The sequence below is a fragment of the Bradyrhizobium liaoningense genome, assembly GCF_018130825.1.
Taxonomy (GTDB): domain Bacteria; phylum Pseudomonadota; class Alphaproteobacteria; order Rhizobiales; family Xanthobacteraceae; genus Bradyrhizobium; species Bradyrhizobium liaoningense_B.
The window spans coordinates 466,407-493,229 of sequence record NZ_JAFCJS010000003.1 but is presented as its reverse complement, the minus strand read 5'-3'; the positions used below and the strand labels follow the sequence as shown (position 1 = coordinate 493,229).

Here is a 26,823-nt window from a genome sequence, read left to right as displayed (position 1 = left end):
CTAGAGACGGGGCTCGGGCTGATAGTCGATCTCGTCCATCTCCGCGAGCTCGCGCAAGATCTGCTCCTTGGTTTTCCTGACCGTCTCCGACAGCACGACGCCACGATCGTGGCCGCTGTCTGGGAAAACCGTGATGCCGACGTCGGCCCCCAGCGCGGTCAGCACCTTGATGAGCCTCCAGACCTCGTAGGCATCGTGCCTGGATCGCAGCATCCGCTCGACGTCGTCTACGGGCTCGCCGGCAAGGTCAGCCAGGGCTGCCGCAGCCAGGCCGCGCGGCTCGGCGATCGTCGCGATCTCGTGGCACAGGTGACTTTTGACCCTGAACTCGTCGGGATCGGCGATGCCCTGGTCGGCCAGGAAGTCGCCGCTGCTGCGGTGGACCGCCAGATCCTCGTTCGATGGTTCGACGCTCATTCTAAATGCTCCTGAAGCGCCCGTATCGCGCTGTCGACGGCGCTCATGTCGTTTCCAACATGCACGCCGTCGCCATCACCTTTCGGGTAGTACCCGGGCAGATCCACGGCGATCCTTCGCCCCTTGTACGTGACCTCAAACGGCCGCACGCCACGGGTCAGCGTCTCGCCTGTCTCGGGCGAGGGCATCGTTCTTGGAAGAGTTTCTGTCTTCGGCGCCACGGCTGCTTCTCCTTGAACGACCGTGACCGGCCAACACGAATTATGACCGACGCGGGTCCTTCACCAGGATATCTATGTCGGACCTTAGCGCCAACTGCCGCGGTGGACCAATGTTCACTTCAAAACTTCGCGCGGGATTTTGTATTTTCTAAGCCATGCGGCGCTTCGGCTCCATACAGCAGATACTCGTATATCGCTTCGATACCGCGACCCTCGACGTCAGCGTCGCGGTGGCTCCGGCTGCCTGGCCGGCTCGCGCACGCGAGGAGGACTGCGAACCCGAGTGATGTCCGGTTCGCGGCCGTCCTCGCTACGGTCATCGCCATTCCGAACGCGAAGATTCCGTAGAATGGATTCGAGAGATCGCTCAACGTTCTCCATGGCAACCCACTGAACAGGAAACGGGCCCGGGCTGGAGGCGAGCCTACCCGGGCCCGTCATTGCAGAGGCCGTCCTGGGACCGGCCTCCCCCAGGCTAACGTCGCATGATTAAGGAGCGGCAAAGATTTGCTACCGGACGACTACGGGCAGGGGAGGATTGCGTAGCCGCCTGCTCGGCGAATGGGGAGCTTCACTGCTCAAAGCGCACGCCGATCCGCTTTTCCTTTCGCCACACTATGCGGCAGAGCAGTCTGCTGTGGTCAGCTTCAACTACCAGCGTAAAATGTTCGGGTATTCCGACCGGAGAAACGACGTCGAGCGCGGCGCCCGCATCCGAGAAATTGCGGACCGTGCAGTCGATCGCCCCGCCGCCGAACGAGATCTTGCCGGCCTTCAGCATCCGTCGTCGCTGTGTAGCTCGATGCTCCTGCATGGCGCCTCCCAACGCTCAAATCGCCGCCCGGGTTGCCAACAGACGACGGTCTCCGGAAGACTGCGTCTTTCGTGGTTAATGGACGATCACTGCGATCATAAAAATTCGCGGCAGTGCAATGGGTCGACGCTTACCCGATGCCAGCATCTTATCGCCGCTGCAAACCCGACGTTAAGGCCGGCGTGGGACCTTCGCGCGAAAAGGAGCCACGTCCGATGCCGAACAGCCGCCGCGCGGTCGAGAACGCCCGCTTCCCCGTGTGGGCGGCGGGATTCGTGGCGTTGGCATGCGTCGCCATCCTGACGTTGAGCGGATGGCGCGAATGGGAGACCCGCCAGGTCGAAGTGCGCAATGCCGAAGTCGACATGGCCAATCTCGCCCAGTCGCTGACGCAGCACGCCGAAGACACGTTCGAGCTCGCGGACACCATCCTTGCCGGAATGGTCGATCGGATGGAAGTCGGCGGAACCAGTCCGGCAGCGGTCGAGAAGATCCAAAGGTTCTTGCAATCCCGGAAATACAACAGGGAGCGCATCCGCGGCATCTTCGTCTACGACGAAACCGGCCGTTGGCTCGGGACGACCGAAGACGTCGATTTCGCTCGCCTCAACAACAGCGATCGCGACTACTTCCAGCGCCATCGCACCTCGGCCGACCGCGGCACGTTGATAGGCAGGCCGGTGAAGAGCCGATCCGGCGGACAATGGATCATCACCGCCTCCCGCCGCTTCAATCACCCCGACGGCAGCTTCGCCGGCGTCGTGTTGACGAGCGTCGACGTCGCCTACTTCACGCAGTTTTACCGCCGCTTCGACATCGGACCGAACGGCTCAGTCTCGCTGCTAAATGCCGACGGCACCATGCTGGCCAGAACTCCCGATGAGAACGGCGCCTACATCGGACGCGACATGTCTGGCTCGCCGCTCTTCCGGACCATGGACCAACGACCGGATGCCGGCGCCTACTACTTCAAATCGCCGTTGGACGGGCTGGAGCGGCTGAGCTTCTACCGTAAGAGCGGCCGCTATCCGATCCTCGTGCTGGCAAGCAAGGCGCAGAGCGATGTTCTGGCCCCGTGGCGCCATCAAGCGATCACGCGCTTCGGCATCGTCACCGGGCTCACCTTGTCGATGGCGCTGATCGGCTTTTTCCTCGTTCGTTATCTCGCGAAGGGCCAGCGCATGGCGGCCACCCTCGTCGCCAAAGAGGCCGATTTTCGCCTGATCGCCGAACAATGCAGCGACGTCGTAATGCGGGTCGGGCTCGACGAGCGAATTCTCTACGCGTCCCCGTCGTGCGCGCGGATCCTGGGCTGGGATCCCGCGAGGTTGCTGGGGACCTCGGCCCTCGACGGCGTCAATCCGGCGGACCGGCCGCGCGTTGAGCAAGTCGTCGCGGCACTGAAGGCCGGAGAGGCCGAGGAGGCACGCATCATCTACCGGGTGCATCACCGCGACAAAAAGGAGCTATGGGTCGAGACGGCGTTGCGGGTCACGCGGTCCTCGGACACCCATGAGATCGACGGCGTGGTGGCGATCTCGCGCGACATGACCGAGCAGAAGGACCTGCAGGACAAGCTCGCCGCGCTCGCGACGTCGGACGGCCTGACCGGCATCGCCAACCGCCGCCATTTCGACGAACGCCTTGCCGAGGAGTGGGCTCGGGCCAAGCGCGACGGCAGCCCAGTCTCGCTGCTGCTTGTGGACGTCGATCACTTCAAGAAGTTCAACGATCAATACGGCCATCAGGCCGGCGACGCTTGCCTGCGCGCGCTGGCGCGGATCCTGGCTGCGCAGGTCCGCCGGCCGGCCGACCTCGCCGCGCGCTACGGCGGCGAAGAGTTCGCCCTGCTGCTGCCCAACACGGACGCGGAGGGCTGCGAGCTCCTCGGCGAGAACGTGCGGCGAGCGGTCCGCGACCTCGGCATGCTGCACGCGCTGAACCTGCCGTCCAAGATCGTCACGGTGAGCCTGGGCGGCGCGACCAACCTGCCCTCGCAAGGCGCCCTGGATTGCCCATCCCTGGTGGCGGCGGCCGATCGCGCGCTCTATGCCGCCAAGGACGGTGGTCGCGACCGCCTCGTCATGTCCGGGCAGGTGGTCGCTTGGCCAGGCGCCAGGAGCGCCTGAGACCGTAAAACGCTATCCCTATGGCCTACTTGAAGCTTGTAGGGGACGACTGGACCGGCCGATTGCGAGCGTCAATGGAGGCGCCGGCGAAGCTTCTCGATGACCTGCCGCAAGTCGTCCGCGTACTCCCCGACGACGCGAAGCGCCTCTTCCCGACGCGACTGCTCGGGCCATGGCGTTTCCTTGTCCGAAGCTGGTTGGACAGTTTTATTCATGAACCTACAGTGCGACAAGATCAGCGGGCCCGTTGATCCAGATCAATCCCGGGGACACCTTCGGCTCTCCAGACCAGGAACTCATTCTCCGCGCTGCGATTGCTTTCGGCGGAGGAGTCCGATGGCCAAGACCCCGATGTCGGGCGCCCGACGTACGCGAAAGCTGGCGCGAAGGATTCCAAACGGTGCGCGTCATCTACGCTTGGACGATCGAGCAGGAGGCGACTATCTTTGGCCAATGAGCATAGGAGTGGCTCCCAAGGGCCGCACTTTGAAAGCCGGGACGATCACCTCGGCGGCGGCGCGATCACGTGCGCCGTCCGGAACATCTCTGCGACCGGCGCCATGCTCGACGTCACCTCTCCGGTCGGAATCCCCGAGCGCTTCTCTCTCGTTATCGAGACCGAGCAAACGACGAACGGGGCCGCGACGCTCGGAGCGCCAGACCTATTGCAATTTCGATCTAATTTCTCAGTGCGGAGCGACTATGCCCGGAATTGCGGACGCCTGCGAACGGATTTGCGGGCGAACATGCAGTCTTTGCGGGCAAACTATGCCCGGACTCACAACTACAGGATCGGGCTACACCCGAAAATGCTTCGATAGTTTGAGGCCCTGCGCCTGGTAGTTGGAACCGATGCGCTGGCCGTACATCGCGTCGGGGCGCGCCAGCATCTTTTCATAGACGAGACGGCCGACAATCTGGCCGTGCTCGAGGATGAACGGCACTTCGCGCGAGCGCACCTCCAGCACGGCGCGCGCGCCCTGCCCGCCGGCGCCGGCATAGCCGAAGCCGGGATCGAAGAAGCCGGCATAGTGCACGCGGAATTCGCCGACCAGCGGATCGAACGGCACCATCTCCGCGGCGTAATCAGGCGGCACCTGCACGGCTTCCTTGGAGGCGAGAATGTAGAACTCGCCGGGATCGAGGATCAGGCTGCCGTCGGGACGGGCCGCGATCGGCTCCCAGAAATCTTCCACCGCGTAGCCGGCGCGGCGATCGACGTCGACGACGCCGGTGTGGCGCTTGGCGCGATAACCGACGAAGCCATTGGCTTTCTCGCCCGAGAGATCGACGGAGACGGCAACGCCGCCCGAGAGATCGGCATCGTCGATGTCGACGAGACGCTCGGCGGCATGCAAGCCATCGAGCTCGTCGGCGTTGAGGATGGCGTCCCCAGTGCGGAAGCGCACCTGCGACAGGCGCGAGCCCTCGCGCACCAGCACCGGAAACGTCTTCGGGCTGATCTCGGCATAGAGCGGGCCGTGATAGCCGGCGCCGATCATGTCGAAGCGGCGGGTGCCGTCGGCGATGACGCGGGTGAAGACGTCGAGGCGGCCGGTCGAGCTTTTCGGGTTCGCAGCCGCGACGATTTCCGGCGGCAGCGCGAGGCTCTCGAGCAGCGGCACGATGTAGACGCAGTTGGTCTCCAGCACCGCGCCGTCGGCGAGGCTGAACTCGTGCAGCTTCAATTCGTCGATGCGCTCGGCGACGGTGGCGCCGGGGCCGGGGAGGAAGCTGGCGCGGACACGATAGGCGATGTCGCCGAGGCGCAGGTCGAGGCTCGCCGGCTGGATCTGGCTTTCGACGAAATCGTATGCGGGCAGGATGAGACCTGCCTCCGCCATCGCCGCGATCATGCGGTCGGGCAGGATACCACTGGCGTCGGCGGCGATCGAAAAGCTCAACCGGGGGTCCTCATCAGGGGTCAAACGCATCCGGACATGCAGGAAATACTAGCCTTTTACGGCTATCCGATGGACGCCTTGACGGAAAGGCCATTGCGGAATATGAGCATCACTTATCCCGTGGTGATTTGAGCCGGCCGGCTTGCAGCCACGTTAAATAAGTCGCTAAACAGGCCGGGGACCTCTGTGATCCCGGCCCGTGGTTTTGTCCAGGCCGGTTTTTTTGTGACCGTTTTCGACGAAACGGTCATGTCGGAGGGTCCTATGTCGAAGTCGCCTGCCACCTACCGCCCCGAAACCCGCCTGGTCCATTCCGGCACCCTGCGCTCGCAATATGGCGAGACGTCGGAGGCGCTGTTCCTGACGCAGGGCTATGTCTACGCCAGCGCCGAGGAGTGCGAGGCGCGGTTCAAGGGCGAGGACCCCGGCTTCATCTATTCGCGCTATTCGAACCCGACCATTGCGATGTTCGAGCGCCGCATGATCGAGCTCGAAGGCGCCGAAGCCGCCCGCTCGGCGGCAACCGGCATGGCCGCGGTGACGACCGCGATCCTGGCGCCGCTGAAAGCCGGCGATCACGTGGTCGCCTCCCGCGCGCTGTTCGGCTCGTGCCTCTACGTCATTCAGGACCTGCTCCCGCGCTACGGCATCGAGACCACGCTGGTCGACGGGCTCGATCTCGACCAGTGGCAGCGCGCGCTGAGGCCGAACACCAAGACGTTCTTCCTGGAGAGCCCGACCAACCCGACGTTAGATGTGCTCGACATTCCCGGGATCGCCGAGATCGCGCACAAGGGTGGCGCGCGGCTCGTGGTCGACAACGTGTTCGCGACGCCGATCTGGCAGAGCCCGCTCGCGCTCGGGGCCGACGTCGTCGTCTACTCCGCGACCAAGCACATCGACGGCCAGGGCCGGTGCCTCGGCGGCATCATCCTGTCCTCGGAAGCCTTCATCGCCGAGCATCTGCATAATTTCATGCGCCAGACCGGCCCGTCGATCTCGCCGTTCAACGCCTGGGTCCTGCTCAAGGGCCTGGAGACGCTGGGCGTGCGCGTGCGCGCGCAGACCGACACCGCCGCGCGTATCGCCGAGGTGCTGGCGAGCCATCCGAAGATCTCGCGGCTGGTCTATCCCGGCCGCGCCGATCACCCGCAGGCGGCTCTCGTGAAGAAGCAGATGCGCGGCGGCTCGACGCTGGTCGGCTTCGAGGTGAAGGGCGGCAAGGCGGCGGCGTTCCGCGTGCTCAACGAACTGAAGCTTGCGAAGATCTCGAACAATCTCGGCGACGCCAAGAGCCTCGTCACGCATCCGGCCACCACGACGCATCAGCGCCTCAAGCCGGAAGACCGCGCCGCGCTCGGCATCAGCGAGGGATTCATCCGCTTCTCCGCGGGGCTGGAGCATGCGGATGATCTGATCGAGGATCTGACGGCGGCGCTGGAGAAGGCGTGAGGCGATCGAGGTCTCGTAGGGTGGGCAAAGCGAAGCGTGCCCACCAATCACGATCTCAATGCCGATAGATGGTGGGCACGGCGCGCGAAGAGCGCGCCTTTGCCCACCCTACGGCACGGCCCGAATGGAGAGATCACCCCACCCCGCTCGCGCTGCGCGCGATCGACCCTCTCCCTCCAGGGGAGGGTAAAGCAGAGCTACATCGGCCGATACGTCCTCACATCCGTCGGCACGTTCACCCCTAACTTGATCTGGCCGACGGAGCGGATGATGTCGTCACCGAGGAGCTGGGCGAAGCAGGCATAGCCCCAGTCGTTCATGTGCAGGCCGTCGGCGATGACGAAGCTCTCGACCGGGATCGACTGGTTCTCGTGCCAGTCGCGCATCACCTCGAAGCGCGGGAAGATGCCGACGTGACGCAGCTCGGCGACCTTGCCGAGCAGCTTGACCATCTTGCCGGCGCTCTCCTTGCGCTGGTTGACGGCCGGCGAATATTGCGGATCGACCAGCACGATGTCGGCGCCGCCGGCGGCCTGGATGTGGGAGATGCCCTCCTCGACCAGCTTGGCGGTGTCGCCGGGATCGAGATTGCGCAGCACGGCGTTGGTGCCGACCTGCCAGATCACCATGTCCGGATGCACGTCGATCACCTGCGTCTGAAGACGCTTCATCATCTCGGGCGCGTCCTCGCCGCCGACGCCTGCGTTGATGACGGTGATGTCGGCGCTCGGATAGTGCCGGCGCAGCTGCGCGGCGAGACGGTTCGGATAGTTGAAATCGGGGGAGCTCGCACCATAGCCGGCGGTCGACGACGAGCCGAACGCGACGATCACGACGGGCTTGCCGGCGACGAGCTTGGCGGCGACATGCGGCAGCGAGCCCATCGTCTTCGAGCCGCCCTTCGGCGGCAGGCAGGGCACGCGACTGAAGATGTCGCCGGCGGACTTCGCGACCTGCTTCACCTTGTCGATGGCGCGCGCGGTGATGCCGCGCTGCTCGGGGGACGTCACGGCGACCGTGGTCTGGGCGGGCGATGCGGGAGCGGGATTAGCGGTTTGCGCCGGCGCTTGCGTCGCCGGCGCGGCTTGCACCTGCGCGCGCGACTGCGACATCGGCGTCAGCAACAGCAGCGCTGCCGCTGCTGATACAGCCAGCCGTGCCGCCGGGAAAAAAGGGCAAAAAGAACTCATTAACGCTAGACCTCAATTTTGCTGCTGGGCCGGCCCCAGATGGGCTGCGTCAAACACGAACTGTGCCAACGCCCGGCCAAGGCAATCATGGACCTGTTTCGCCAGCTCTGGCCCGCGGGACGGGCTGAACAGGTCGAACTGACCCTGATCATTCCACTGCCGCATGATCGCGAAACGGTCGAACAGCGGGATGTCGTGCTCCTGCGCCACCACCCGCATATTGTCGAGATAGGGCGGCACCGAGATCATGGTCTCCGTGCGCGGGCTGTACTGCAAGTTCATCAACACGACGTCAGCCCCTGCATTTTGCAGCGCGGCAACCCCTTCGGTTACAGCGCCGCGAAAATCGTCGGGATCGATGGCTCGGATAGCATCCACGGTCCCGGTCTGCCAGATGACCAAAGTAGGCCTTTTTGCTTCCATCAGCTTAACGAAGGTGGCGGCCGCCTCCTCTGCCGTTTTCTTGCTCTGTATTTCTACGGAGACGTGCACGGCCTCCGACGGCGGCAGCTTGTCCTTCAGGATGGCCTGCATGCGCGCCGGATAGGACGCATCCTCCGAGGCCGGAATCGCGGTTGAGCGGCTGCCGATGACCAGGATTTCGAGCGGCTTGCCCGCCTTGACGGCATCGGCGACCTTGGGAAGCTGGCTTTCACTGGTGAGCAGATAGGACGGCAATTCGCAGGCCGCGGGCACGGCCGGAGCGGCAGGCGCAGCATCGCCCGCGCGCGCCTGGGGCGCGGCGAGGCCACCGCATAGCAGGATCAGGCTCAGGAGAACCCTCGCCTTCATCAGCCCCCTCCCGCCAGATCGGCGTTGCCGACGGCGTTTTTGGTTTTCGCACCGCTTTTGTCAGCCACGCGCTTGTACCACGAAATCACCCATGCAACGCCCCACATGACCAGGATTCCGGAGAGACTAATCAGCGCATGCATGGCGGCGCCGCCGGAGACCTCGGCCAGGATGAAATGGCCGGCGAAGGCGAGGAAGACGCCGAGGCAGAATATCTCGAGGGAATGCTGGCCGCACAGGATCAGCGGCCGCAGCCACGGCGACTTCAGGCCCGGCCAGTCCCGCGGCAGGAAGCGCACGGTGAGCGCGGCCAGCGCCAGGAAATGGGTGAAGCGCAGAACGTCGAGATCGGTCTTGTCGATCGGATACATCCACTGCTCGAGCCGCTTCGGCATCAGATGGGACAGCTGCGGCAGATACCAGGTCAGCGTCACGTAGAACGCCGCCACGATATAGGCGATCGCGATCCACATCGTTACCGGGGACGCTAAAATACGCGACATGCGCCGCGCACCTCCGAGCGCACACCATGCACCGAAGACGAAAAGCAATTGCCAGGCCAGCGGATTGAAGGCCCAGAAGCCGTTCGGATAGGCGGAGAAGTAGAGGTCGTATTCCCAGGTCACCGCGTAGAGTACGACGGAAAGGCCGAGCGTGACGTCGGGCTTCCATTTCATCGACCACAGGATCACGGGCAGCGCCAGCATCAACACGATATACAGCGGCAGCACGTCCATGTTGACGGGACGGAAGCGCAGCAGCAGCGCCTGCACGATGGTGACGTCGGGCTGCTTGAGGAAGTCCATGATCCCCATCTCTTCGGTGTAGAGCGGGTTCTCGAATCTGGTCGCCACATAGGAGATCTCGGCGAGGAAGATCGTGAACAGGAAGACGTGGGCGACGTAGATCTGCCAGACCCGCCGCATGATGCGCGCGGTGGCGATGACGACGCCGCTCTCCAGCATCGCGCGGCCGTAGACGAAGGCGGCGGTGTAGCCGGAGATGAAGATGAAGATCTCGGTGGCGTCGCTGAAGCCGTAATTGCGGATCGTGAACCAGGTCAGCAGGCTCGCCGGCAGATGGTCGATGAAGATCAGCCACAGCGCCAGCCCGCGGAACAGGTCGAGCCGGAGCTCGCGCTCGCCGATGGCGGGCAGTGAGATGGCGGCCGCACGCGGCTCCGCAGGCTTGGCGGTTCCCGCGATGGTCGATCCCGTCACTTGGTCGGCAATGGTCATCGGGGCCTAAGAACCCTCACCCAAATCGCGACGTTAAAGGAGTTTACCGGTCCGGACGTCATCTCGCAAAGCGGCCGGATCACATAGGGGTGTCTTCGGGGTGTCTCCCCTTGGGGGTGTACTTCCTCGCCAATTCTGGCGGCACGATGTCGCCAAAACCGCCTCCGGGGTTTGGTTCCGGCGCCGGATTTCGGTATGATGGCAGCCATGTACCGCGCCGTGACCCGCCAGATCGAAGTGACCGTCGAGCCGAACTTTGTTCCGGAGCAATCGTCGGCCGACCGCTCCCGCTATTTCTGGTCGTACACCATCGTCATCACCAATTCCGGCGACGAGACCGTGCAGCTCAAGACGCGACACTGGATCATCACCGACGCCACCGGCCGCCAGCAGGAGGTCAGGGGCGAAGGCGTGGTCGGCGAGCAGCCGACGCTCGCCCCCGGCGAGCGCTTCGAATACACCTCCGGCGTGCCGCTCACGACCGCCTCCGGCTTCATGACCGGCCGCTACCAGATGGTCAGCGAAACCGGCGAGCGCTTCGAGATCGACGTGCCGACGTTCTCGCTGGACAGCCCGGATAATAAGCGGGTGTTGAACTAGCGCCACCCGAGCGCAGGTGCCGTAGGGTGGGCAAAGGCGCAAAGCGCCGTGCCCACCATTTTCGATCACGGCATGAGATCGTGGGCACGCTTCGCTTTGCCCACCCTACGATATCCGAGGCTTGGCAAACAGCTTCCCCGAACTCGTCGTTGCATGCGACGCCTACGCGTCCTCGACGCCCGCCTCGTGCGGCGTGAACTGATACACCGAGCTGCAGAACTCGCAGGTGACCTCGACCTTATCGTCCTTGACCATGGCGGCGCGATCGTCCGGCGAAAAACTCTTCAGCATGGAGGCGACCGCGTCGCGCGAGCAGGAGCATTGCGCCTTCAGCGACAGCGGCTTGAACACGCGCACGCCGCGCTCGTGGAACAGGCGGTAGAGCAGCCGCTCGCCGGAGAGCTCGGGATCGATCAGCTCGACGTCCTCGACGGTCTCGATCAGCGAGCGCGCCTCGACCCAGGCATCATCCTCGGCAACGCTGTGCGCTTCGACGCCATCGGGCGCATCGCCGGGATGCAGGTCCGCCTGCCGCGCGCGCTCCGGCGCCTTCGGCAGGAACTGCATCAGCATGCCGCCGGCACGCCAGCGATGCTTGCCGCCGTCGCTCGAGCGCCACTCCTCGCCGACCGCAAGGCGCACCTTGGTCGGGATCTGCTCGGAGCGCAGGAAATATTCGTGAGCGGCATCTTCCAGGCTGCCGCCCTCGAGCGCGACCAGGCCCTGGTAGCGGCTCATGTCGGGGCCCTGGTCGATGGTCATGGCGAGATGGCCGCGGCCGAGCAGCGTACCGGAATCCTTCGCCGTGCCCAGGCGCGAGGCGTCATAGCGGGCATAGGCGCGCAGATGGTCCGGCGCCTTGTAGTCGACGACCAGGAACGAGACCGGTCCATCGGTCTGGGCCTGAAGGATGAAGCGACCCTCGAACTTCAACGCCGAGCCGAGCAGCGTCGCCAGCACGATGGCCTCGCCGAGCAGCTTGCCGACGGGCGCGGGATAATCGTGCTTGGTCAGGATGTCGTCGAGCGCAGGGCCAAGCCGCACCAGGCGGCCGCGCACGTCGAGTGCGTCGACCTCGTAGGGCAGCACGGCGTCGTCGACCGGAACGGCGGATGGCGCGCGAACCGGGCCTTCAGGCCCGGTTTTCATGTCAGGGGATTGAAAAACCATGGCGCTTTATCTGGGGTCGGTGGGCGGGGAATGGAAGGGGTGAGTTCCGGCGAATGGATCGCATGCAGGCACAACAACAAACTCGGTGTCGTCCTGGCGAAAGCCAGGACGACGACCCGATTTTACCTGATTCCGCCGCGCTACTTCACCGCGTCAAAGCACCAGGCCAGAATGCCCTTCTGCGCGTGCAGGCGGTTTTCGGCCTCGTCGAACACGACCGATTGCGGGCCGTCGATCACCTCGTCGGTGACTTCCTCGCCGCGATGGGCCGGCAGGCAGTGCATGAACAGCGCGTCGGGCTTGGCCAGCGACATCAGCTTCGAATTGACCTGGTAGGGCTTGAGCACGTTGTGACGGTGCTCGCCTTCCTTGTCGCCCATCGACACCCAGGTGTCGGTGACGACGCAGTCGGCGCCCTTCACGGCGGCCTCGGGATCGGTGCCGAGCACGATCGGCGCACCGGTCGCCTTGATCCAGTCGCGCATCACCTTTTTCGGCGCAAGCTCCGGCGGAGTTGCGACATTGAGCTGGAATTTGAAGCGCTCGGCGGCATGCGCCCAGGACGCCAGCACGTTGTTGTCGTCGCCGGTCCAGGCCACCGTCCGGCCCTCGATCGGGCCGCGATGCTCCTGATAGGTCAGGAGGTCCGCCATCACCTGGCAGGGATGCGAGCGCCGCGTCAGGCCGTTGATGACCGGCACGGTCGCGTTCGCCGCGAGCTCCAGCAGCGCATCATGGTTGAGGATGCGGATCATGATGGCGTCGACATAGCGCGACAGCACGCGCGCGGTGTCGGCGATGGTCTCGCCGCGGCCGAGCTGCATCTCGGCGCCGGTGAGCATGATGGGCTCGCCGCCGAGCTGGCGCATGGCGACGTCGAACGAGACGCGGGTGCGCGTCGAGGGACGCTCGAAGATCATCGCCAGCGTCTTGCCTTCGAGCGGCTTCACCGGCTGATGCGCCTTCTGCTTCGCCTTCATGGCGGACGAAGCGTCGAGCATGCTCTTGAGCTCCGACAACGGCAGCTCGTTGATATCCAGGAAGTGCTTCGGGGACTTGCTCATCAGCTTGCCGCCCGCTTGGTCTGACTGGACGAGATCGCAGCGCAGGCGCGCTCTAACCGCGCGACGCTGTCCTCGATCTCGGCTTCGGTGACGATCAAAGGGGGCAGGAAACGCACGACATTGTCGCCGGCGCCAACGGTGAGCAGCTTCTCATTTCGCAAGGCCGCAACGAGATCGCCCGAGGGCACGACGGCCTTGATGCCGATCAAGAGGCCCTCGCCACGCACCTCGCTGACGACGTCGGGATGACGGTCGATCACGGAGGCGAGCTTCTGCTTGAGCAGCAGCGACATCTTCTGCACGTGGTCGAAGAAGCCGGGCTTGAGCATGACGTCGAGCACGGCATTCGCAGCCGAGATCGCCAGCGGATTGCCGCCGAAAGTCGAGCCGTGCGAGCCGGGTCCCATGCCGGACGCCGCCTCCGCGGTCGCCAGGATCGCGCCGATCGGGAAGCCACCGCCGAGCGCCTTGGCCAGCGACATCACGTCGGGTGTGACGCCGGTGCGCCGATGGGCGAAGAGATCGCCGGTGCGGCCCATGCCGGTCTGCACCTCGTCGAAGGCGAGCAGCAGGCCCTTCTCGTCGCAGAGCTGGCGCAGTGCCTTGAGGAAGGCCGGCGTCGACGAGCGCACACCGCCCTCACCCTGGATCGGCTCGACCAGGATGCCGGCGGTCTGCGGACCGATCGCCTTCTTCACGGCTTCGATGTCACCGTGCGGCACCTGGTCGAAGCCATCCATCGGCGGACCGAACCCTTCGAGATATTTTGCCGATCCCGTCGCAGCCAGCGTCGCCAGCGTGCGGCCATGGAAGGCACCCTCGAAGGTGATGATGCGGTAGCGCTCCGGATGGCCCTTGGAGAAGTGATGATGGCGGACCAGCTTGATCACGCCTTCCAGCGCTTCGGCGCCGGAATTGCAGAAGAACACGAGGTCCGCGAAGCTCTCATTGCACAGACGTGCGGCGAGCTTCTCGCCGTCCGGGCTCTGGAACAGGTTCGACATGTGCCAGAGTTTTGTCGCCTGCTCCTGCAACGCCTTGACCAGCGCGGGATGGGCGTGGCCGAGCGCGTTCACCGCGACGCCGGAGGTGAAATCGAGATAGCGCTCGCCATTGGTCGCGATCAGCCAGCAGCCTTCGCCGCGCTCGAAACCGAGGTCGGCCCTGGCGAAGACGGGGAGCAAATGCGGCGCGGCGCTGTTCGTCATGACGATCACTTGATGTTGCGGACGGCCTGAACGCGCTCACGCAGCGCACCATCAACCGGCCCGGAAAACGAAACGTGCCGCCTTTTAAGGGCGGCACGTGACACTATCTTATGCCGGGGAGAACGGGTGTCAATGCCGCCCGAAAGCCTCGCGAAACGCTGAATCCGTAGTCTTGCGGTGCCGGATTTGCAGGGTTTTTGCCACGGAACATGTGGAAGCGAGTCGGCTGACTCTTGCGCGTGAGTCACGCCATATTGTAGCGTTTGGCTTGTCAGATACGACATCTCGTGCAGCAGTTCTGATCCTCTAAGTCCTCATGTACCGGCGTAAACGTTCGGGCGTTCTGGTTACGCCCGGCGAGCCTTAAGGGATTCTGGCGGCACGGGTTTTTCGAGGCTTAGGCATTCGCCGCAAGGCGCCAGGACGGCAGCCGCACGGCGAGGGAAGAGGGTGCAATGACGGTTTTGACCTGGTCCGACGATCGCGTCGAGCAGCTGAAAAAGCTCTGGGAGGCCGGATTGTCGGCCAGCCAGATCGCAGCCGAGCTCGGCAACGTGACCCGTAATGCCGTGATCGGCAAGGTGCACAGGCTCGGCCTGTCCGGCCGCGCCAAGAGCCCCTCATCGGCAGCTCCCCGGCCGCGCAAGGCGCGTCCCGCTCAGCACATGATGAGGGTCAGCCGCCCCATTGCGCGCGGCAACACCGCGCTGGCGCAGGCCTTCGAGGTCGAGGTCGAGGCGGAGCCTGTCACCTACGACAACGTGGTGCCGATGAGCCAGCGGCTGTCGCTGCTCGAATTGAACGAGGCAACCTGCCACTGGCCGGTCGGCGATCCCTCGAGCCCGGATTTCTTCTTCTGCGGCGGCAAGGCGCTCTCCGGCCTGCCCTACTGCGCCCAGCACTCGCGCGTGGCCTATCAGCCCGCGGCGGACCGCCGTCGCGCGCCGGCGAAGCCGGGCACGCGCTAAGTTTGTTCTGAGATCAAGAAGCAGCCGTCGCATGGCGACGGCTCAACACACTCCGCTGTCGTCCCGGCCTAGTGCGCAATTGCGCACGGGGGCCGGGACCCATAACCACCGGCAGATGTGGTTACAAAGACCCGGAGTTACCCTCTTTGCACAACAAATTACGCCCTGGGGTTATGTGTCCCGGCCCCCGTGCGCAATTGCGCACTAGGCCGGGACGACACCAATGTTGCGGCAATAGCTCGCAAACCTTACGTCTGCTCGGCCTTCGCGAAGCGGTCGTCGAGCGCATAGCCGGCGCCGCGGACGGTGCGGATCGGGTCCTGCTCGCGGCCGAGATTGAGCAGCTTGCGCAGGCGGCCGATATGAACGTCGACAGTGCGCTCGTCGATGTAGATGTCGCGGCCCCAGACGCTGTCGAGCAGCTGCTCGCGCGAGAACACGCGGCCGGGATGCTCCAGGAAGAACTCCAAGAGGCGATATTCGGTCGGACCGAGATCGATCGGCCGGCCCGAGCGCGCCACGCGGCGCTTCTCGCGGTCGAGCTCGATGTCGCCATAGGCGAGCACGGTGGCGAGCCGCTCGGGGCTGGCGCGCCGCAGGAGGCCCTTCACCCGCGCCAGCAGCTCCGGCACCGAGAACGGCTTGACGATGTAATCGTCGGCGCCGGTGGCAAGCCCGCGCACCCGCTCGCTCTCCTCGCCGCGCGCGGTGAGCATGATGATCGGAAGCTGCTTGGTCTCGGGACGGGTGCGCAGCCGCCGACACAGCTCGATGCCCGAGAGGCCCGGCAGCATCCAGTCGAGCACGATCAGATCGGGGATATGCTCCTTGAGGCGGGTGTCGGCGTCGTCGCCGCGCATCACCGTCTCGACGTCATAGCCGTCGCCTTCGAGGTTGTAGCGGAGAAGCTCGGTGAGAGCTTCCTCGTCCTCAACCACCATAATGCGTGCGCCCATCGGCTCGTCGCTCCTTGAGTCTTCAGGTATTCGGGACCGTCGTGGCGAAGGTCGTCATGTCGCCCTTCGGCCGCTTGTCGGTGATGGCCTGGCCCTCGATCATGTAGAACACGGTCTCGGCGATGTTGGTGGCGTGGTCGCCGATCCGCTCGATGTTCTTGGCGCAGAACATCAAATGGATGCAGAACGAGATGTTGCGCGGATCCTCCATCATGTAGGTGAGGAGCTCGCGGAACAGCGAGGTGCAGATGGCGTCGACTTCCTCATCGCCCTTCCACACCGCCATCGCCGCCGGCAGATCGTGCGCGGCATAGGCGTCCAGCACCGACTTGACCTGCTGCTGCACGAGGTCGGTCATGTGTTCCAGGCCGCGGAACAGCTTCAGCGGATGGAAATCGGTCTCCAGAGCGGCGACGCGCTTGCCCATGTTCTTGGCGAGGTCGCCGATGCGCTCGAGATCGGTCGCAACGCGCATGGCGCCGACGATCTCGCGCAGATCCACCGCCATCGGCTGGCGGCGGGCGATGGTGAGCACGGCGCGCTCCTCGATGCGCTTCTGGAGCGCGTCGAGATCGGCGTCGGTGGTGACGACGCGCTGGCCGAGCGCGACGTCGCGGCGGATCAGCGCGCCGACGGAATCGACGATCATGCGCTCGGCGATGCCGCCCATCTCGGCGACCAGGCGGGTGAGCTCCTGGAGGTCGGTGTCGAAGGCCTTTGCGGTATGTTCAGTACCCATGTCCCGTCTCCTCAGCCGAACCGGCCGGTGATGTAATCCTGCGTGCGCCGATCGCTCGGCGACGTGAAGATCTTGCTGGTGTCGTCGAACTCGATCAGCTCGCCGAGATACATGAAGGCGGTCTTGTCCGAGACGCGCGCCGCCTGCTGCATGTTGTGGGTGACGATCGCGATCGTGTAGTTCTCGGACAGTTCCTGGATCAGCTCCTCGACCTTGGCGGTCGAGATCGGGTCGAGCGCCGAGCAGGGCTCGTCGAACAAGATCACCTCAGGACGCACCGCGACGGTGCGCGCGATGCAGAGGCGCTGCTGCTGGCCACCCGAGAGCGACAGGCCCGAGGCGTTGAGCTTGTCCTTGACCTCGTTCCACAGCGCGCCGCCGCGCAGCGCCTTCTCGACACGGTCGTCCATCTCGGACTTCGAGATCTTCTCATAGAGGCGGATGCCGAAGGCGATGTTCTCATAGATCGTCATCGGGAACGGCGTCGGCTTCTGGAACACCATGCCGACGCGGGCGCGCAGCAGGTTCAGGTCCAGCTTGGGGTCGAGGATGTTGGTCTGGTCGAGCATCAGCTGACCGGTGACGCGCTGGCCCGGATAGAGGTCGTACATCCGGTTGAAGATGCGCAGCAGGGTCGACTTGCCGCAGCCCGACGGCCCGATGAACGCGGTGACGCGGTTGGTGCCGAGCGTCAGGTTGATGTTCTTCAGCGCGTGGTGCTCGCCGTAATAGAAGTTGAGGTTGCGCACCGTCACCTTGGCGGGCGCTTCCGGAAGCGGCTGCGAGGCCAGATGGGCGTTGGAACTCACGGATACGGAAAGGTCGGTCATTTTGCAGTCCTCTCGGCGCCGAGGATGCGCGCGCCAATGTTCAGGGCAAGCACGGTGATCGTGATCAGCAGCGCACCGCTCCAGGCGAGCTGCTTCCAATAGGCGTAGGGGCTCTGCACGAAGTTGTTGATGGTGACCGGCAGGTTCGCCATCGTCTTGTTCAGGCCGAGGCTGAAGAACTGGTTCGACAGCGCGGTGAAGAGCAGCGGCGCGGTCTCGCCGGCGACGCGGGCGGTGGCGAGCAGCACGCCGGTGATGAGACCCGATCGGGCCGCACGATAGGCGATGCGCTTGATCACCAGCGAGCGCGGCAGGCCGAGCGCGGAGGCCGCCTCGCGCAGCGCGTTCGGCACCAGGAGCAGCATGTCCTCGGTCGTGCGCAGCACCACGGGGATCACGATCACGGCGAGCGCGAGTGCGCCCGCAATGGCCGAGAAGCCGCGCATCGGCACCACCACCGCGCCGTAGATGAACAGGCCGATGATGATCGAGGGCGCCGAGAGCAGGATGTCGTTGATGAAGCGGATCACCGAGGTCAGGCGGTCGTTGCGGCCGTACTCGGCGAGATAGGTGCCGGCGAACAGGCCGAGCGGCGCGCCGATGCCGACGCCGAGCACGGTCATGATGATCGAGCCGACGATCGCGTTGCGCAGGCCGCCTTCGGTCGAGCCCGGAGGCGGCGTGTCGGCGACGAAGATCTCGAGGTTCAGGCCGGACAGGCCGTTATAGAGCAGCGTGATCAGGATCAGCGCGAGCCAGGTGACGCCGAAGGCGGCGGCGGCAATGCAGAGCCCGCGGATCACAATGTCCTTGCGGCGGCGGCGTGCGTAGATCGGGTTCATGTCACTTCCCCGCCTTCTTTTCGAGACGCAGCAGCATCAGCCGCGCGGCTGCGAGCACGAAGAACGTCAGCACGAACAGCAGCAGACCGAGCAGGATCAGGCCGGACTGGTGCAGGCCGTCGCTCTCGGCGAACTCGGATGCGATCGCCGCGGAGATCGTGGTGCCCGGGGCGAAGATCGAGGAGGAGATCCGGAACGAGTTGCCGATGATGAAGGTCACCGCCATGGTCTCGCCGAGCGCGCGGCCCAGCGCCAGCATGACGCCGCCGATGATGCCGACGCGGGTGTAGGGGATCACCACGCTGCGGACGACCTCCCAGGTGGTGCAGCCGACGCCGTAGGCGGCCTCTTTCAGCACCGGCGGCACGGTCTTGAACACGTCGACCGAGATCGAGGTGATGAAGGGCAGCACCATGATGGCGAGGATCAGCGCCGCATTGAACAGGCTGAGATAGGACGGCGGACCTGCGAAGATCGCGCCCAGGACGGGAACGCCGTCGAAGATCTTGATCATGAAGGGCTGGAAGGTGTTGGCCAGGAACGGGCCGAGCACGAAGAAGCCCCACATGCCGTAGATGATCGAGGGAATGCCGGCGAGCAGCTCGACCGCCATGCCGATCGGGCGGCGCAGCCATTGCGGGCACAGCTCGGTGAGGAAGATCGCAATGCCGAGACCAACCGGGATGGCGATCAGCATCGCGATGAAGGAGGTGACCAGCGTGCCGTACATCGGCCCGAGCGCACCCAGTACGGGCGGATCGGCCGACGGCGCCCAGCGCTGCGTCCACAGGAAGGAGATGCCGTATTCCTTCATCGCCGGGAAGGCGCCGACGATCAGCGAGATGATGATGCCGCCGAGGATCAGCAGCACCGAAATCGCGGACAGCCGTGTGATCCAGTAGAAGGTGACGTCGCCGAGCTTAAACGCGCTCAAGGCCTTGGCGCGATCATACGGTCCGGCGTCGTCGACGATATCGCTCTGAACGGCCATCTCTGCCACGCCGATCCCCTGTACCAGTTTATATACGCTTGTTTTTGGCCCCGTGCCCCGGATGAGGTGCGACGCTGATCCGGGGCGCCGTTCTTGTGGGTCCCGGCTCTGCGCCGCAGCGTTTCACGCTGCAGCGCGTCCGGGACACGACAGCTTGCTTAGCTCTTGATCTCGGCAGCCCAGGTCTTCTCGATCAGGGTCACGACGCCTTCGGGCATCGGGATGTAGTCGAGCTCCTCAGCCGCCTTGCCGCCGTTCTTGAAGGCCCAGCGGAAGAACTTGATGGCTTCCTGCGAGGCCGCCTTGTCGGTGGCGTCCTTGTGCATGAGGATGAAGGTCGCGGCGGTGATCGGCCAGGACTTGTCGCCGGGCTGGTCGGTCAGGATGACGTAGTAGCCGGGAGCCTTGGCCCAGTCGGCATTGGAGGCAGCCGCCTGGAAGGCTTCGACGGTCGGCTGCACCGGCTTGCCGGCCTTGTTGACGAGACCGGTGTAGGTCAACTTGTTCTGCTTGGCGTAGGCGTACTCGACATAGCCGATCGAGTTCTTGGTCTGGCTGATGTTGCCCGACACGCCTTCGTTGCCCTTGGCGCCGACGCCGACCGGCCACTCGACGGCGGTGCCCTCGCCGACCTTGCTCTTCCAGTCCGCGCTGGCCTTGGCGAGATAGTTGGTGAAGTTGAAGGTGGTGCCCGAACCGTCCGAGCGGCGGACCACCGTGATCGCCTCCGAGGGCAGCTTCACGTTCGGATTGAGCTTCTTGATCGCGGCGTCGTCCCACTTGGTGATCTTGCCGAGATAGATGCTGGCCAGCGTCTCGCCGTCGAACACCATCTCGCCGGGCTTCACACCCTCGATGTTGACGACGGGAACGATGGCGCCCATCACCATCGGCCACTGGACGAGGCCGTCCTTCTCGAGCTGCTCGGCCTTGAGCGGCGCATCGCTGGCGCCGAAGGTCACGGTCTTGGCCTGGATCTGCTTGATGCCGCCGCCCGAGCCGATCGACTGGTAGTTCAGACCGTTGCCGGTCTCCTTCTTGTAGGCGTCAGCCCATTTGGAATAGATCGGGAACGGGAAGGTCGCACCGGCACCCGTGATATCGGCAGCAAAGGCCGCCGTCGTCGTTGCGGCGACCAAGCCGGCAGCGACGATCGTTTTGATGAAATTCATGCTGGTCTCCATACAGGGGAGCGAAGCGCCATCCGCGCCCGATCGCGCTCCCCGCGCCGCCCCTTTAGGAGCGGTCGGCTGTGCTTTTACGAAGGTTTCGTGACAGTCGGATGACACCGCCAAGCGACTGGAATCGCTTGGATTTCAGGCCTGTGTCGGGGTCTTCGCCTGGGGAAAACAGGCGGTGAAGGTCGCCCCCTGCCGGGGCACGCTTTCGATCAAAAGCCGGCCGCGATGACGGTTAAGAATATGTTTCACCAGCGATAATCCAAGCCCGGTGCCGCCCTGCGAGCGGCTGTCGCCGACGTCGACCCGGTAGAACCGCTCGGTCAGCCGCGGCAGGTGCTCGGGCGCGATGCCGGGGCCAAAATCGCGGACCATGACCCGGATTTCCTGAGTTCCGTCAGCGGCGGCGCTCGAGGTCAGCGACACGATGACGCGTCCGCCCGAGGCGCCGTATTTGAGCGCGTTTTCGATCAGGTTCTCGAACAGGCGGAGCAGCTCCTCGCGGTCGCCCGCGATCATCACCGGCGGCTCCGGCAGATGGATCTCGACCTCGACCTGGCGCTCGCGCGCCAGCGGCTCCAGCCCGTCGGCGACCTGGCGGATGATCGGCAAGAGATCGACCAGGGTGTCGGGCCGGACATGGGCCGACAGCTCGACCCGCGACAGCGACAGCAGATCGTCGATCAGGCGCGCCATGCGGGTGGCCTGGTTGTGCATGATGCCGAGGAAGCGTTCCCGCGCCTTGGGATCGTCCTTGGCCTGGCCCTGTAGCGTGTCGATGAAACCCGACAGCGCAGCGAGCGGCGTACGCAGCTCGTGGCTGGCATTGGCGACGAAGTCGGCGCGCATCTCCTCGACCCGGCGCAGCGGCGTCTGGTCGTGGAACGTCATCAGCATGCATTTGTCGGCACCGCCGAAGGTGGTCGGCACCGGCACCGGCGTGATGATCAGCTCCATCCAGCGATCGACCGGGACGTGGTCGAGATAGGTCGCGCGCCGCGGCTCGGTGGTCGCGATCGACTCGCGCAGCGCCGTGATGATCTCCGGCGAGCGTAGCGCGAACTGGGCCAGCTCGTTCCGGCGCAGCGCCGGCGCGAGCTGGGCGGCTGCGGCATTGAGATGGATGACGCGGCCGGCACGGTCGAGCAGCACAGCCGGATCCGGCATGCCGGCGACCACCGCGGCCACCGCGGCGCCCTCGACCGGATTGATGCGCCTGACATCGTCGCGCGAGGCGGCGGGATCGTGCAGGCGCCACGGGATCAGCGCTGCGGCGGCAATGCAGAGGAACACGGCAATGGCGTGCAGCACCGACAATTCCCCGAGCGAGACCACCACCGACAGCGCCAGCGCCGCGGCGATCAGGATGATGGTGGAGTGCCGCAGCCGGTCGGACCAGGGCTGGGCAGCGGGAGAAGAAGGGGCGTCGATCGCCATCGGGCGGGCTTCTCCTGGAGGACGTGTCCTAACGGCCTTGTCTTTAAGGGCCTGGCGCCGGTCAGACGCCGCCGTCGCGGCGCTCTCTCACATAGGCGGCTTCAGGCGCCGGGCCGGGGTCGAGCTTGAGCGCCGCCTGCTGCAAGCGCTTCGATCGGGCACCGATTATAACTTCGCGAAACGTCAGCAAGATTACAGATATGACGAAGGGGGACAGATAATAGAGCACGCGGAACAGGAGCATGCCGCCGAGCAGCTCCTCCCGGTCCATCTGCCAGAGGCCGACCAGCATCGCGGCGTCGAACACGCCGAGGCCCCCGGGCGAGTGGCTGGCAAAGCCGAGCAGGGTGGCGGACACGAAGATCACCGCGACCACGACGAAGCCGAGATTGGGCTCGTCCGGAACCAGCACGTACATCGCCAGCGCGCAGAAGCCGAGGTCGATGATGCCGATCGCGATCTGGAGCAGCGTCAGAGGCCCGCCCGGCAGCACCACGGTCCAGGGCCCGCGGCCGACCACGCGCGGCTGGGTCCAGACCCAGACCACATAGGCGACCAGCGCCACGATGATCATCAACGCCAGCGTCCGATTCAGCCAGGGCGGAAGCTGGTCGATCGAGGCCGCCGCCTCCGGATGGTAGGAGATGCCGAGGCCGAGCACGGCGGCATTGCCGAGCCAGAAGGTCAGGCCGGCAAGGAAGCAGATCTTCGCGACGTCGATCGCGTTGAGGCCGTAGGCCGAATAGATGCGATAGCGCACCGCACCGCCGGTGAAGACGCTGGCGCCGACATTGTGGCCGATCGAATAGCTGGTGAAGGCGGCGAGCGCGTTGATGCGGTAGGGCACGTGGGCGTGACCGATCGCGCGCGTGGCGAACAGGTCGTAGAAGGTCAGGGTGAAATAGCCGGCGGCGACGAACAGCGCGGCCATCGCAATCTGGCTCGGCTCGGTGCTCTTGATCGCTTCGAGGACCTCGTTGACATCGATGCCGCGCAGCATGTGGTAGAGCACATAGCAAGCGATGCCGATCACCGCGACGCTGATCACAACTCCAAGCTTATGCAGGATTTGCTTCTGGCGCAGAAACGTCATCGCCCTGCGTATGGCTTCCAGCATCTAGACCTCGAACAACGCTTCAACGGCCAGGACGGCCGGCGAACAGGCGAACGACGCACAGGCACTCGACGGCCCCTCACCGCCGGCTCCGGCATCGCGCACGCCCCCCGCCTCTCCACTAGCGCGTTTTGGCGCGGAGTGGAATTCGGCAATTCGAACAAAAACACGTGCCTTCAATGTTTTAGGCAGGTTGCGAGCTCCGGATGCACGGTTTGGCGCTTTCGGCGGCAAGGCTTGACGCGAATCTCCGCGGCAATCCTGCGCAGTCGCCATGAAGTTTTGATGATTTCGGCCGCACAATGTTCCTTCACGCCTTAAGTCGAAATCAATCTATGGGCCGCGCCGGCCGGTTGAAAGAGGGGGACATTCCGGAGCCCGTTCACGGATTTCGGATGTGTCGGAGGCGCCTGCTGACGCAATGGTCAGGGTGCATAGCAACATCACAGAGCGGCGGGCGGCGCGGTGCGCGCGACCACCCGGTCGCGCAGCCAGGCACCGATGGTGCAGCCGACCAGGTAGCAGGCGAACATGATCAGGCCGAGGTCGAGCCAATAGCCGAAGCGGCCGGGGACCACATGCGCGAATGAGGCCGCGACCAGGCCCGCGGCGAGCAAGGCGAGCCAGCGCGCGGTGACCTTCGAGGTGCCGTTGCCGCGCTGGACCACCGAAATCCAGCCCATGCAGAAGCCCAGCAGCACCGAGCCGATCAGCCAGCCCATATGGAACGAGACGAGATAGGGCATCGTCACCTCACCAGAAATTCGATGCGACGGTTCTGGGCCTTGCCGTCGTCGGTGTCGTTACCGGCAACGGGCTGCGTTGCACCATAGCCGACCGCGCTGAAGCGGCTGGCGGGCAGGCCGGCCTTGACCAGATAGTCGATCACCGCCTGCGCCCGCTTCTCGGAGAGCGCCTGGTTGAACGAATCCTCGCCGTCGGCATCGGTGTGGCCCGCGACCTCGATATTGGCGTTGGGGCAGCGTAGCGCCGTCTCGATCAGATGGTCGAGGATGCCGGCGGAATCCGGATCGATGTCGGCGCGCTTGGCCGCGAAGCGGATCTTGCCCTTGCCCAGAAGCTCGGAGAACAATTGCTGGCAGACCGTGCCGTCCACCGGGCCCGCCGCCGGCTTCACCGTGATCTCCGGCTTGTACTGCCAGGTCTTCGGGAAATCCTTGCCGAGGCCGGCGCGGATGTCGTTGGCGGCGCCTTCATAGAGCGCATCGCCCGACAGCTTCACCTCGCGGTCGGAGACCACGAGCGTGCCGGTCGACAGCCGCGACAGTGCCCCGAGCGCTGCGACCACGGCGGGATTGAACGAGGCGGGCGCGCCGATGCTGGCCTTGAGATTGTCGACGACCTTTTCGCCAAAGAACTTGCGCGACGCGCTGGTGCCGATCGCCGCGTGGACATTGTTGTCGGGGACGTAGCCGGTCAGCGTCACGGTCGCGGCGACCGGATCCTTGTAGGCCTGGAAGATGTAGGGCGGCGCCTTGATCTCGTTGGCGGCGATCGAGAAGCCCTCGGGCAAATTCTTCAGCGCGGCCGCGATCGCTTCGCGACCGCCGAGCTCACGCGCCATGCCCGACAGGTTGACCTTGGTGTCTGATATCGTGATCTTGCCGTCCTTGAGCTTGCCTATCTGGTCGAGCAGCAGCGTCGCGGCAGCCTCGAAGCGCGGCGGCGCGCCGCGCGCAAGACCCATCTGATCGGCCACCTCGACGCCGCCGACCTCCTTGCGCGCCGCCTCGGTCAGGCGGGCCTTGATCGACGGCAGAGGGGCGGAACCCGACAGCGTCACCCGCACCACGTCGCGCTCGGCATTCCAGACGAAGGGTTTTGCCTCGGGAACGAGGCGGGTGCGGTCGTCAACCAGGCGCACGCCCGGGACCAGCTCGACCGCCATCACCGCGTCGCGACGCCCCTCCTCGGAAAAGGCGTCTGCGGCCAGACTGACGTCGCGGCCGTCCACCGCGATCCGGGTCTTGTCCAGAACGGTATCCTTCAACGCCGCCGAGCTGCGGGCGGACAAATCCGCCTCGACCGGCAAGGTATTATTCCAGGCCGCAAATCCCCACATGACGGCCAGGGGAATCAACCCCGGCCACCATTTGCTGGCCCACCTGAAAAGCTTCTGCATTCGACGACCCGAACTCTGGAACCGGAGACAAAACAAACCCTTGGCGGGCTGTCAAACCGGAAATCATGCCCTTCCGAGGGCCCTGCGTGGACAATTGGAATAACTTTTTCTTCAAGGGTCCTTCCTTAGAGTTGCGGGCGGAATGCCCGGGGGTCCGCCAGCCTGCAATGAAACAACTGCGCAACAACGTCATCCGCGCCGGGCTGGGGGCGCTCTACTTCAGTGGCGCGCACCATTTGCTGCGTCCGCTGCTCTCGGGCGTCGGCGCCATTTTCATGCTGCATCACGTGCGGCCGGCCCGCGAGGATGCGTTCCAGCCGAACCGGCACCTCGAAGTCACCCCTGAATTCCTCCGTGCGACGCTGAGCCATCTGCGCACGCGCGACATCGACATCGTCAGCATGGACGAGCTGCATGAGCGGTTGGCGCAGGGCCGGTTCGACCGCCGCTTCGCCGCCTTCACGCTGGACGACGGCTATCGCGACAATCTGGACTATGCACTGCCGGTGCTGCGCGAATTTGACGCGCCTTTGGCGGTCTATGTCGCCAGCGATTTTGCGGAAGGCACCGGACGGCTGTGGTGGACCGCGCTGGAGGCCGCGATCGCCAGGGCCGAGCAGATCGAGGTCACAATCGGGAATTCCGCACTGCGGCTGGATGCGACGACGCCGGCCGCGAAGCAGGCGGCGTTCGACCGCCTGCACGACTGGCTGCGCGCGCTGCCCGGCGAGCATGATCTGGCGCGCGAGATCGCAGCGCTCTGCACCCGCCATGGCGTCGACATGGAAGCGCTGTGCCGCGACCTCTGCTTGTCCTGGGACGAGATGAAGGCGTTCGCCGCCGATCCGCTGGTCACGATCGGCGCCCACACCATCAGCCATTGCAATCTCGCCAAGCAGGCGGAAGAGATCGCCGCGCAAGAGATGGCGGTGAGCCGCACGCGGATCGAGCAGGCGCTGGATCGTCCCGTGCTGCATTTCGCCTATCCCTATGGCGACCGCGATGCCGCGGGCGAACGCGAATTCAACCTGGCCGCCTCCGCCGGCTTCAAGACCGCGGTGACGACGCGGCCCGGCATGCTGTTCGCCGAGAATGCCGGCCACATGACCGCACTGCCGCGCGTCTCGCTCAACGGCAACTACCAGGACACGCGGATTTTGCCGGTGCTGACCTCGGGCGCGGCAACGGCGATGTGGAACGGCTTTCGCCGGATTGCGGCGGCGTAGTCCCTCCAATCTCCGCTGTCGTCCCGGCGAACGCCGGGACCCATAACCACAGGGAGCTGTTTGGCGAAGGCTGGTCGTTCGGGATTAATACCGATCGCAATCGAAAGATCACGCGGTATGGGTCCCGGCCTTCGCCGGGAAGACACCGAGTTAGTTGGACCGCCGTCGCGATACACTCGCATCCGATTCCTGCCCCTTCC

25 protein-coding genes and 1 riboswitch are annotated in these 26,823 nt (G+C 65.0%); of the genes, 5 read left to right on the top strand and 20 right to left on the bottom strand.

The annotated features are described in order from the left end of the window. The 3 genes from JQ603_RS15710 to JQ603_RS15700 all read right to left on the bottom strand — a co-directional run bounded on the left by JQ603_RS15710 (position 1) and on the right by JQ603_RS15700 (position 1,452). The gene (locus JQ603_RS15710; protein ID WP_212340781.1) at positions 1-417 is read right to left on the bottom strand and encodes an XRE family transcriptional regulator; all 417 of its coding nucleotides are present in this window, start codon (positions 415-417) and stop codon (positions 1-3) included. Then, complete coding sequence (locus JQ603_RS38035; RefSeq protein ID WP_245003637.1) at positions 414-638, bottom strand: hypothetical protein; 225 nt, start codon at positions 636-638, stop codon at positions 414-416. The genes JQ603_RS15710 and JQ603_RS38035 overlap by 4 nt, the downstream gene beginning before the upstream one ends. 571 nt (positions 639-1,209) lie before the next feature. Further along, entirely contained in the window at positions 1,210-1,452 is a 243-nt protein-coding gene (locus JQ603_RS15700) for a PilZ domain-containing protein (protein ID WP_212340780.1), read from the bottom strand. A gap of 215 nt (positions 1,453-1,667) precedes the next feature. Here JQ603_RS15700 and JQ603_RS15695 point away from each other — a divergent pair, with 215 nt between their 5' ends. Beyond that, on the top strand, positions 1,668-3,581 hold the full coding sequence (locus JQ603_RS15695; RefSeq protein ID WP_212340779.1) for a sensor domain-containing diguanylate cyclase: 1,914 nt from the start codon (positions 1,668-1,670) through the stop codon (positions 3,579-3,581). 797 nt (positions 3,582-4,378) lie between these two features. On the opposite strand, the gene JQ603_RS15690 is transcribed toward JQ603_RS15695, so the two are convergent. Continuing rightward, a complete protein-coding gene (locus tag JQ603_RS15690) occupies positions 4,379-5,485 on the bottom strand; it encodes a 2'-deoxycytidine 5'-triphosphate deaminase (RefSeq protein WP_212340777.1) in 1,107 nt (368 codons plus the stop codon). A 110-nt stretch (positions 5,486-5,595) separates the two neighbouring features. Then, positions 5,596-5,675, top strand: a riboswitch (SAM riboswitch). Between the two features lie 74 nt (positions 5,676-5,749). Between JQ603_RS15690 and JQ603_RS15685 the strand changes: the two genes are divergently transcribed. Continuing rightward, a complete protein-coding gene (locus JQ603_RS15685) occupies positions 5,750-6,937 on the top strand; it encodes an O-succinylhomoserine sulfhydrylase (RefSeq protein ID WP_212340776.1) in 1,188 nt (395 codons plus the stop codon). 197 nt (positions 6,938-7,134) lie between these two features. On the opposite strand, the gene JQ603_RS15680 is transcribed toward JQ603_RS15685, so the two are convergent. The 3 genes from JQ603_RS15680 to JQ603_RS15670 are packed head-to-tail and all read right to left on the bottom strand — an operon-like array spanning position 7,135 to position 10,157. After that, complete coding sequence (locus tag JQ603_RS15680; protein WP_212340774.1) at positions 7,135-8,127, bottom strand: SGNH/GDSL hydrolase family protein; 993 nt, start codon at positions 8,125-8,127, stop codon at positions 7,135-7,137. A gap of 12 nt (positions 8,128-8,139) precedes the next feature. Next, positions 8,140-8,919: an SGNH/GDSL hydrolase family protein gene (locus tag JQ603_RS15675; protein WP_212340772.1), complete on the bottom strand. Its 780-nt coding sequence runs from the start codon at positions 8,917-8,919 to the stop codon at positions 8,140-8,142. Next, positions 8,919-10,157 (bottom strand): OpgC domain-containing protein, encoded by a 1,239-nt coding sequence (locus tag JQ603_RS15670; protein ID WP_212340770.1) that lies wholly within the window; start codon positions 10,155-10,157, stop codon positions 8,919-8,921. The genes JQ603_RS15675 and JQ603_RS15670 overlap by 1 nt, the downstream gene beginning before the upstream one ends. Positions 10,158-10,364: 207 nt before the next feature. Between JQ603_RS15670 and apaG the strand changes: the two genes are divergently transcribed. Then, positions 10,365-10,757 carry a Co2+/Mg2+ efflux protein ApaG gene (gene apaG, locus JQ603_RS15665; RefSeq protein ID WP_212341528.1) on the top strand — a complete coding sequence of 131 codons (393 nt, stop codon included), beginning with the start codon at positions 10,365-10,367 and terminating at the stop codon, positions 10,755-10,757. Positions 10,758-10,919: 162 nt separating this feature from the next. Here apaG and JQ603_RS15660 read toward each other — a convergent pair whose 3' ends face one another. From JQ603_RS15660 to JQ603_RS15650, 3 genes are all read right to left on the bottom strand, one after another. Continuing rightward, positions 10,920-11,927 carry an Hsp33 family molecular chaperone gene (locus JQ603_RS15660; RefSeq protein WP_212340768.1) on the bottom strand — a complete coding sequence of 336 codons (1,008 nt, stop codon included), beginning with the start codon at positions 11,925-11,927 and terminating at the stop codon, positions 10,920-10,922. A gap of 140 nt (positions 11,928-12,067) precedes the next feature. Next, a complete protein-coding gene (gene argF, locus JQ603_RS15655; protein WP_212340766.1) occupies positions 12,068-12,991 on the bottom strand; it encodes an ornithine carbamoyltransferase in 924 nt (307 codons plus the stop codon). Beyond that, entirely contained in the window at positions 12,991-14,199 is a 1,209-nt protein-coding gene (locus tag JQ603_RS15650) for an aspartate aminotransferase family protein (RefSeq protein ID WP_212340764.1), read from the bottom strand. The genes argF and JQ603_RS15650 overlap by 1 nt, the downstream gene beginning before the upstream one ends. Positions 14,200-14,654: 455 nt before the next feature. On the opposite strand from JQ603_RS15650, the gene JQ603_RS15645 reads away from it, so the two are divergent. Further along, the gene (locus JQ603_RS15645; protein ID WP_018644522.1) at positions 14,655-15,167 is read left to right on the top strand and encodes a GcrA family cell cycle regulator; all 513 of its coding nucleotides are present in this window, start codon (positions 14,655-14,657) and stop codon (positions 15,165-15,167) included. Positions 15,168-15,415: 248 nt separating this feature from the next. Here JQ603_RS15645 and phoB read toward each other — a convergent pair whose 3' ends face one another. The 10 genes from phoB to JQ603_RS15595 form a co-directional block, all read right to left on the bottom strand. After that, on the bottom strand, positions 15,416-16,123 hold the full coding sequence (phoB, locus tag JQ603_RS15640) for a phosphate regulon transcriptional regulator PhoB (RefSeq protein WP_074122952.1): 708 nt from the start codon (positions 16,121-16,123) through the stop codon (positions 15,416-15,418). Between the two features lie 22 nt (positions 16,124-16,145). Next, the gene (phoU, locus tag JQ603_RS15635; RefSeq protein ID WP_212340761.1) at positions 16,146-16,862 is read right to left on the bottom strand and encodes a phosphate signaling complex protein PhoU; all 717 of its coding nucleotides are present in this window, start codon (positions 16,860-16,862) and stop codon (positions 16,146-16,148) included. Between the two features lie 11 nt (positions 16,863-16,873). Beyond that, on the bottom strand, positions 16,874-17,692 hold the full coding sequence (gene pstB, locus JQ603_RS15630) for a phosphate ABC transporter ATP-binding protein PstB (protein ID WP_130363637.1): 819 nt from the start codon (positions 17,690-17,692) through the stop codon (positions 16,874-16,876). Continuing rightward, on the bottom strand, positions 17,689-18,534 hold the full coding sequence (gene pstA / locus JQ603_RS15625) for a phosphate ABC transporter permease PstA (protein ID WP_212340759.1): 846 nt from the start codon (positions 18,532-18,534) through the stop codon (positions 17,689-17,691). The genes pstB and pstA overlap by 4 nt, the downstream gene beginning before the upstream one ends. Before the next feature lies 1 nt (position 18,535). After that, complete coding sequence (gene pstC, locus JQ603_RS15620; RefSeq protein ID WP_212341527.1) at positions 18,536-19,525, bottom strand: phosphate ABC transporter permease subunit PstC; 990 nt, start codon at positions 19,523-19,525, stop codon at positions 18,536-18,538. Positions 19,526-19,683: 158 nt separating this feature from the next. Beyond that, a complete protein-coding gene (pstS, locus tag JQ603_RS15615; RefSeq protein WP_212340757.1) occupies positions 19,684-20,697 on the bottom strand; it encodes a phosphate ABC transporter substrate-binding protein PstS in 1,014 nt (337 codons plus the stop codon). A gap of 144 nt (positions 20,698-20,841) precedes the next feature. Beyond that, positions 20,842-22,140 (bottom strand): ATP-binding protein, encoded by a 1,299-nt coding sequence (locus JQ603_RS15610; RefSeq protein ID WP_212340755.1) that lies wholly within the window; start codon positions 22,138-22,140, stop codon positions 20,842-20,844. Between the two features lie 61 nt (positions 22,141-22,201). Continuing rightward, on the bottom strand, positions 22,202-23,257 hold the full coding sequence (locus JQ603_RS15605; RefSeq protein WP_212340752.1) for a lysylphosphatidylglycerol synthase domain-containing protein: 1,056 nt from the start codon (positions 23,255-23,257) through the stop codon (positions 22,202-22,204). 440 nt (positions 23,258-23,697) lie between these two features. After that, positions 23,698-24,000: a hypothetical protein gene (locus JQ603_RS15600; RefSeq protein ID WP_212340750.1), complete on the bottom strand. Its 303-nt coding sequence runs from the start codon at positions 23,998-24,000 to the stop codon at positions 23,698-23,700. A gap of 2 nt (positions 24,001-24,002) precedes the next feature. Continuing rightward, positions 24,003-25,397 (bottom strand): OmpA family protein, encoded by a 1,395-nt coding sequence (locus JQ603_RS15595; RefSeq protein WP_212340748.1) that lies wholly within the window; start codon positions 25,395-25,397, stop codon positions 24,003-24,005. A gap of 167 nt (positions 25,398-25,564) precedes the next feature. Here JQ603_RS15595 and JQ603_RS15590 point away from each other — a divergent pair, with 167 nt between their 5' ends. After that, entirely contained in the window at positions 25,565-26,623 is a 1,059-nt protein-coding gene (locus JQ603_RS15590; protein WP_212340746.1) for a polysaccharide deacetylase family protein, read from the top strand. Positions 26,624-26,823: the final 200 nt, after the last annotated feature.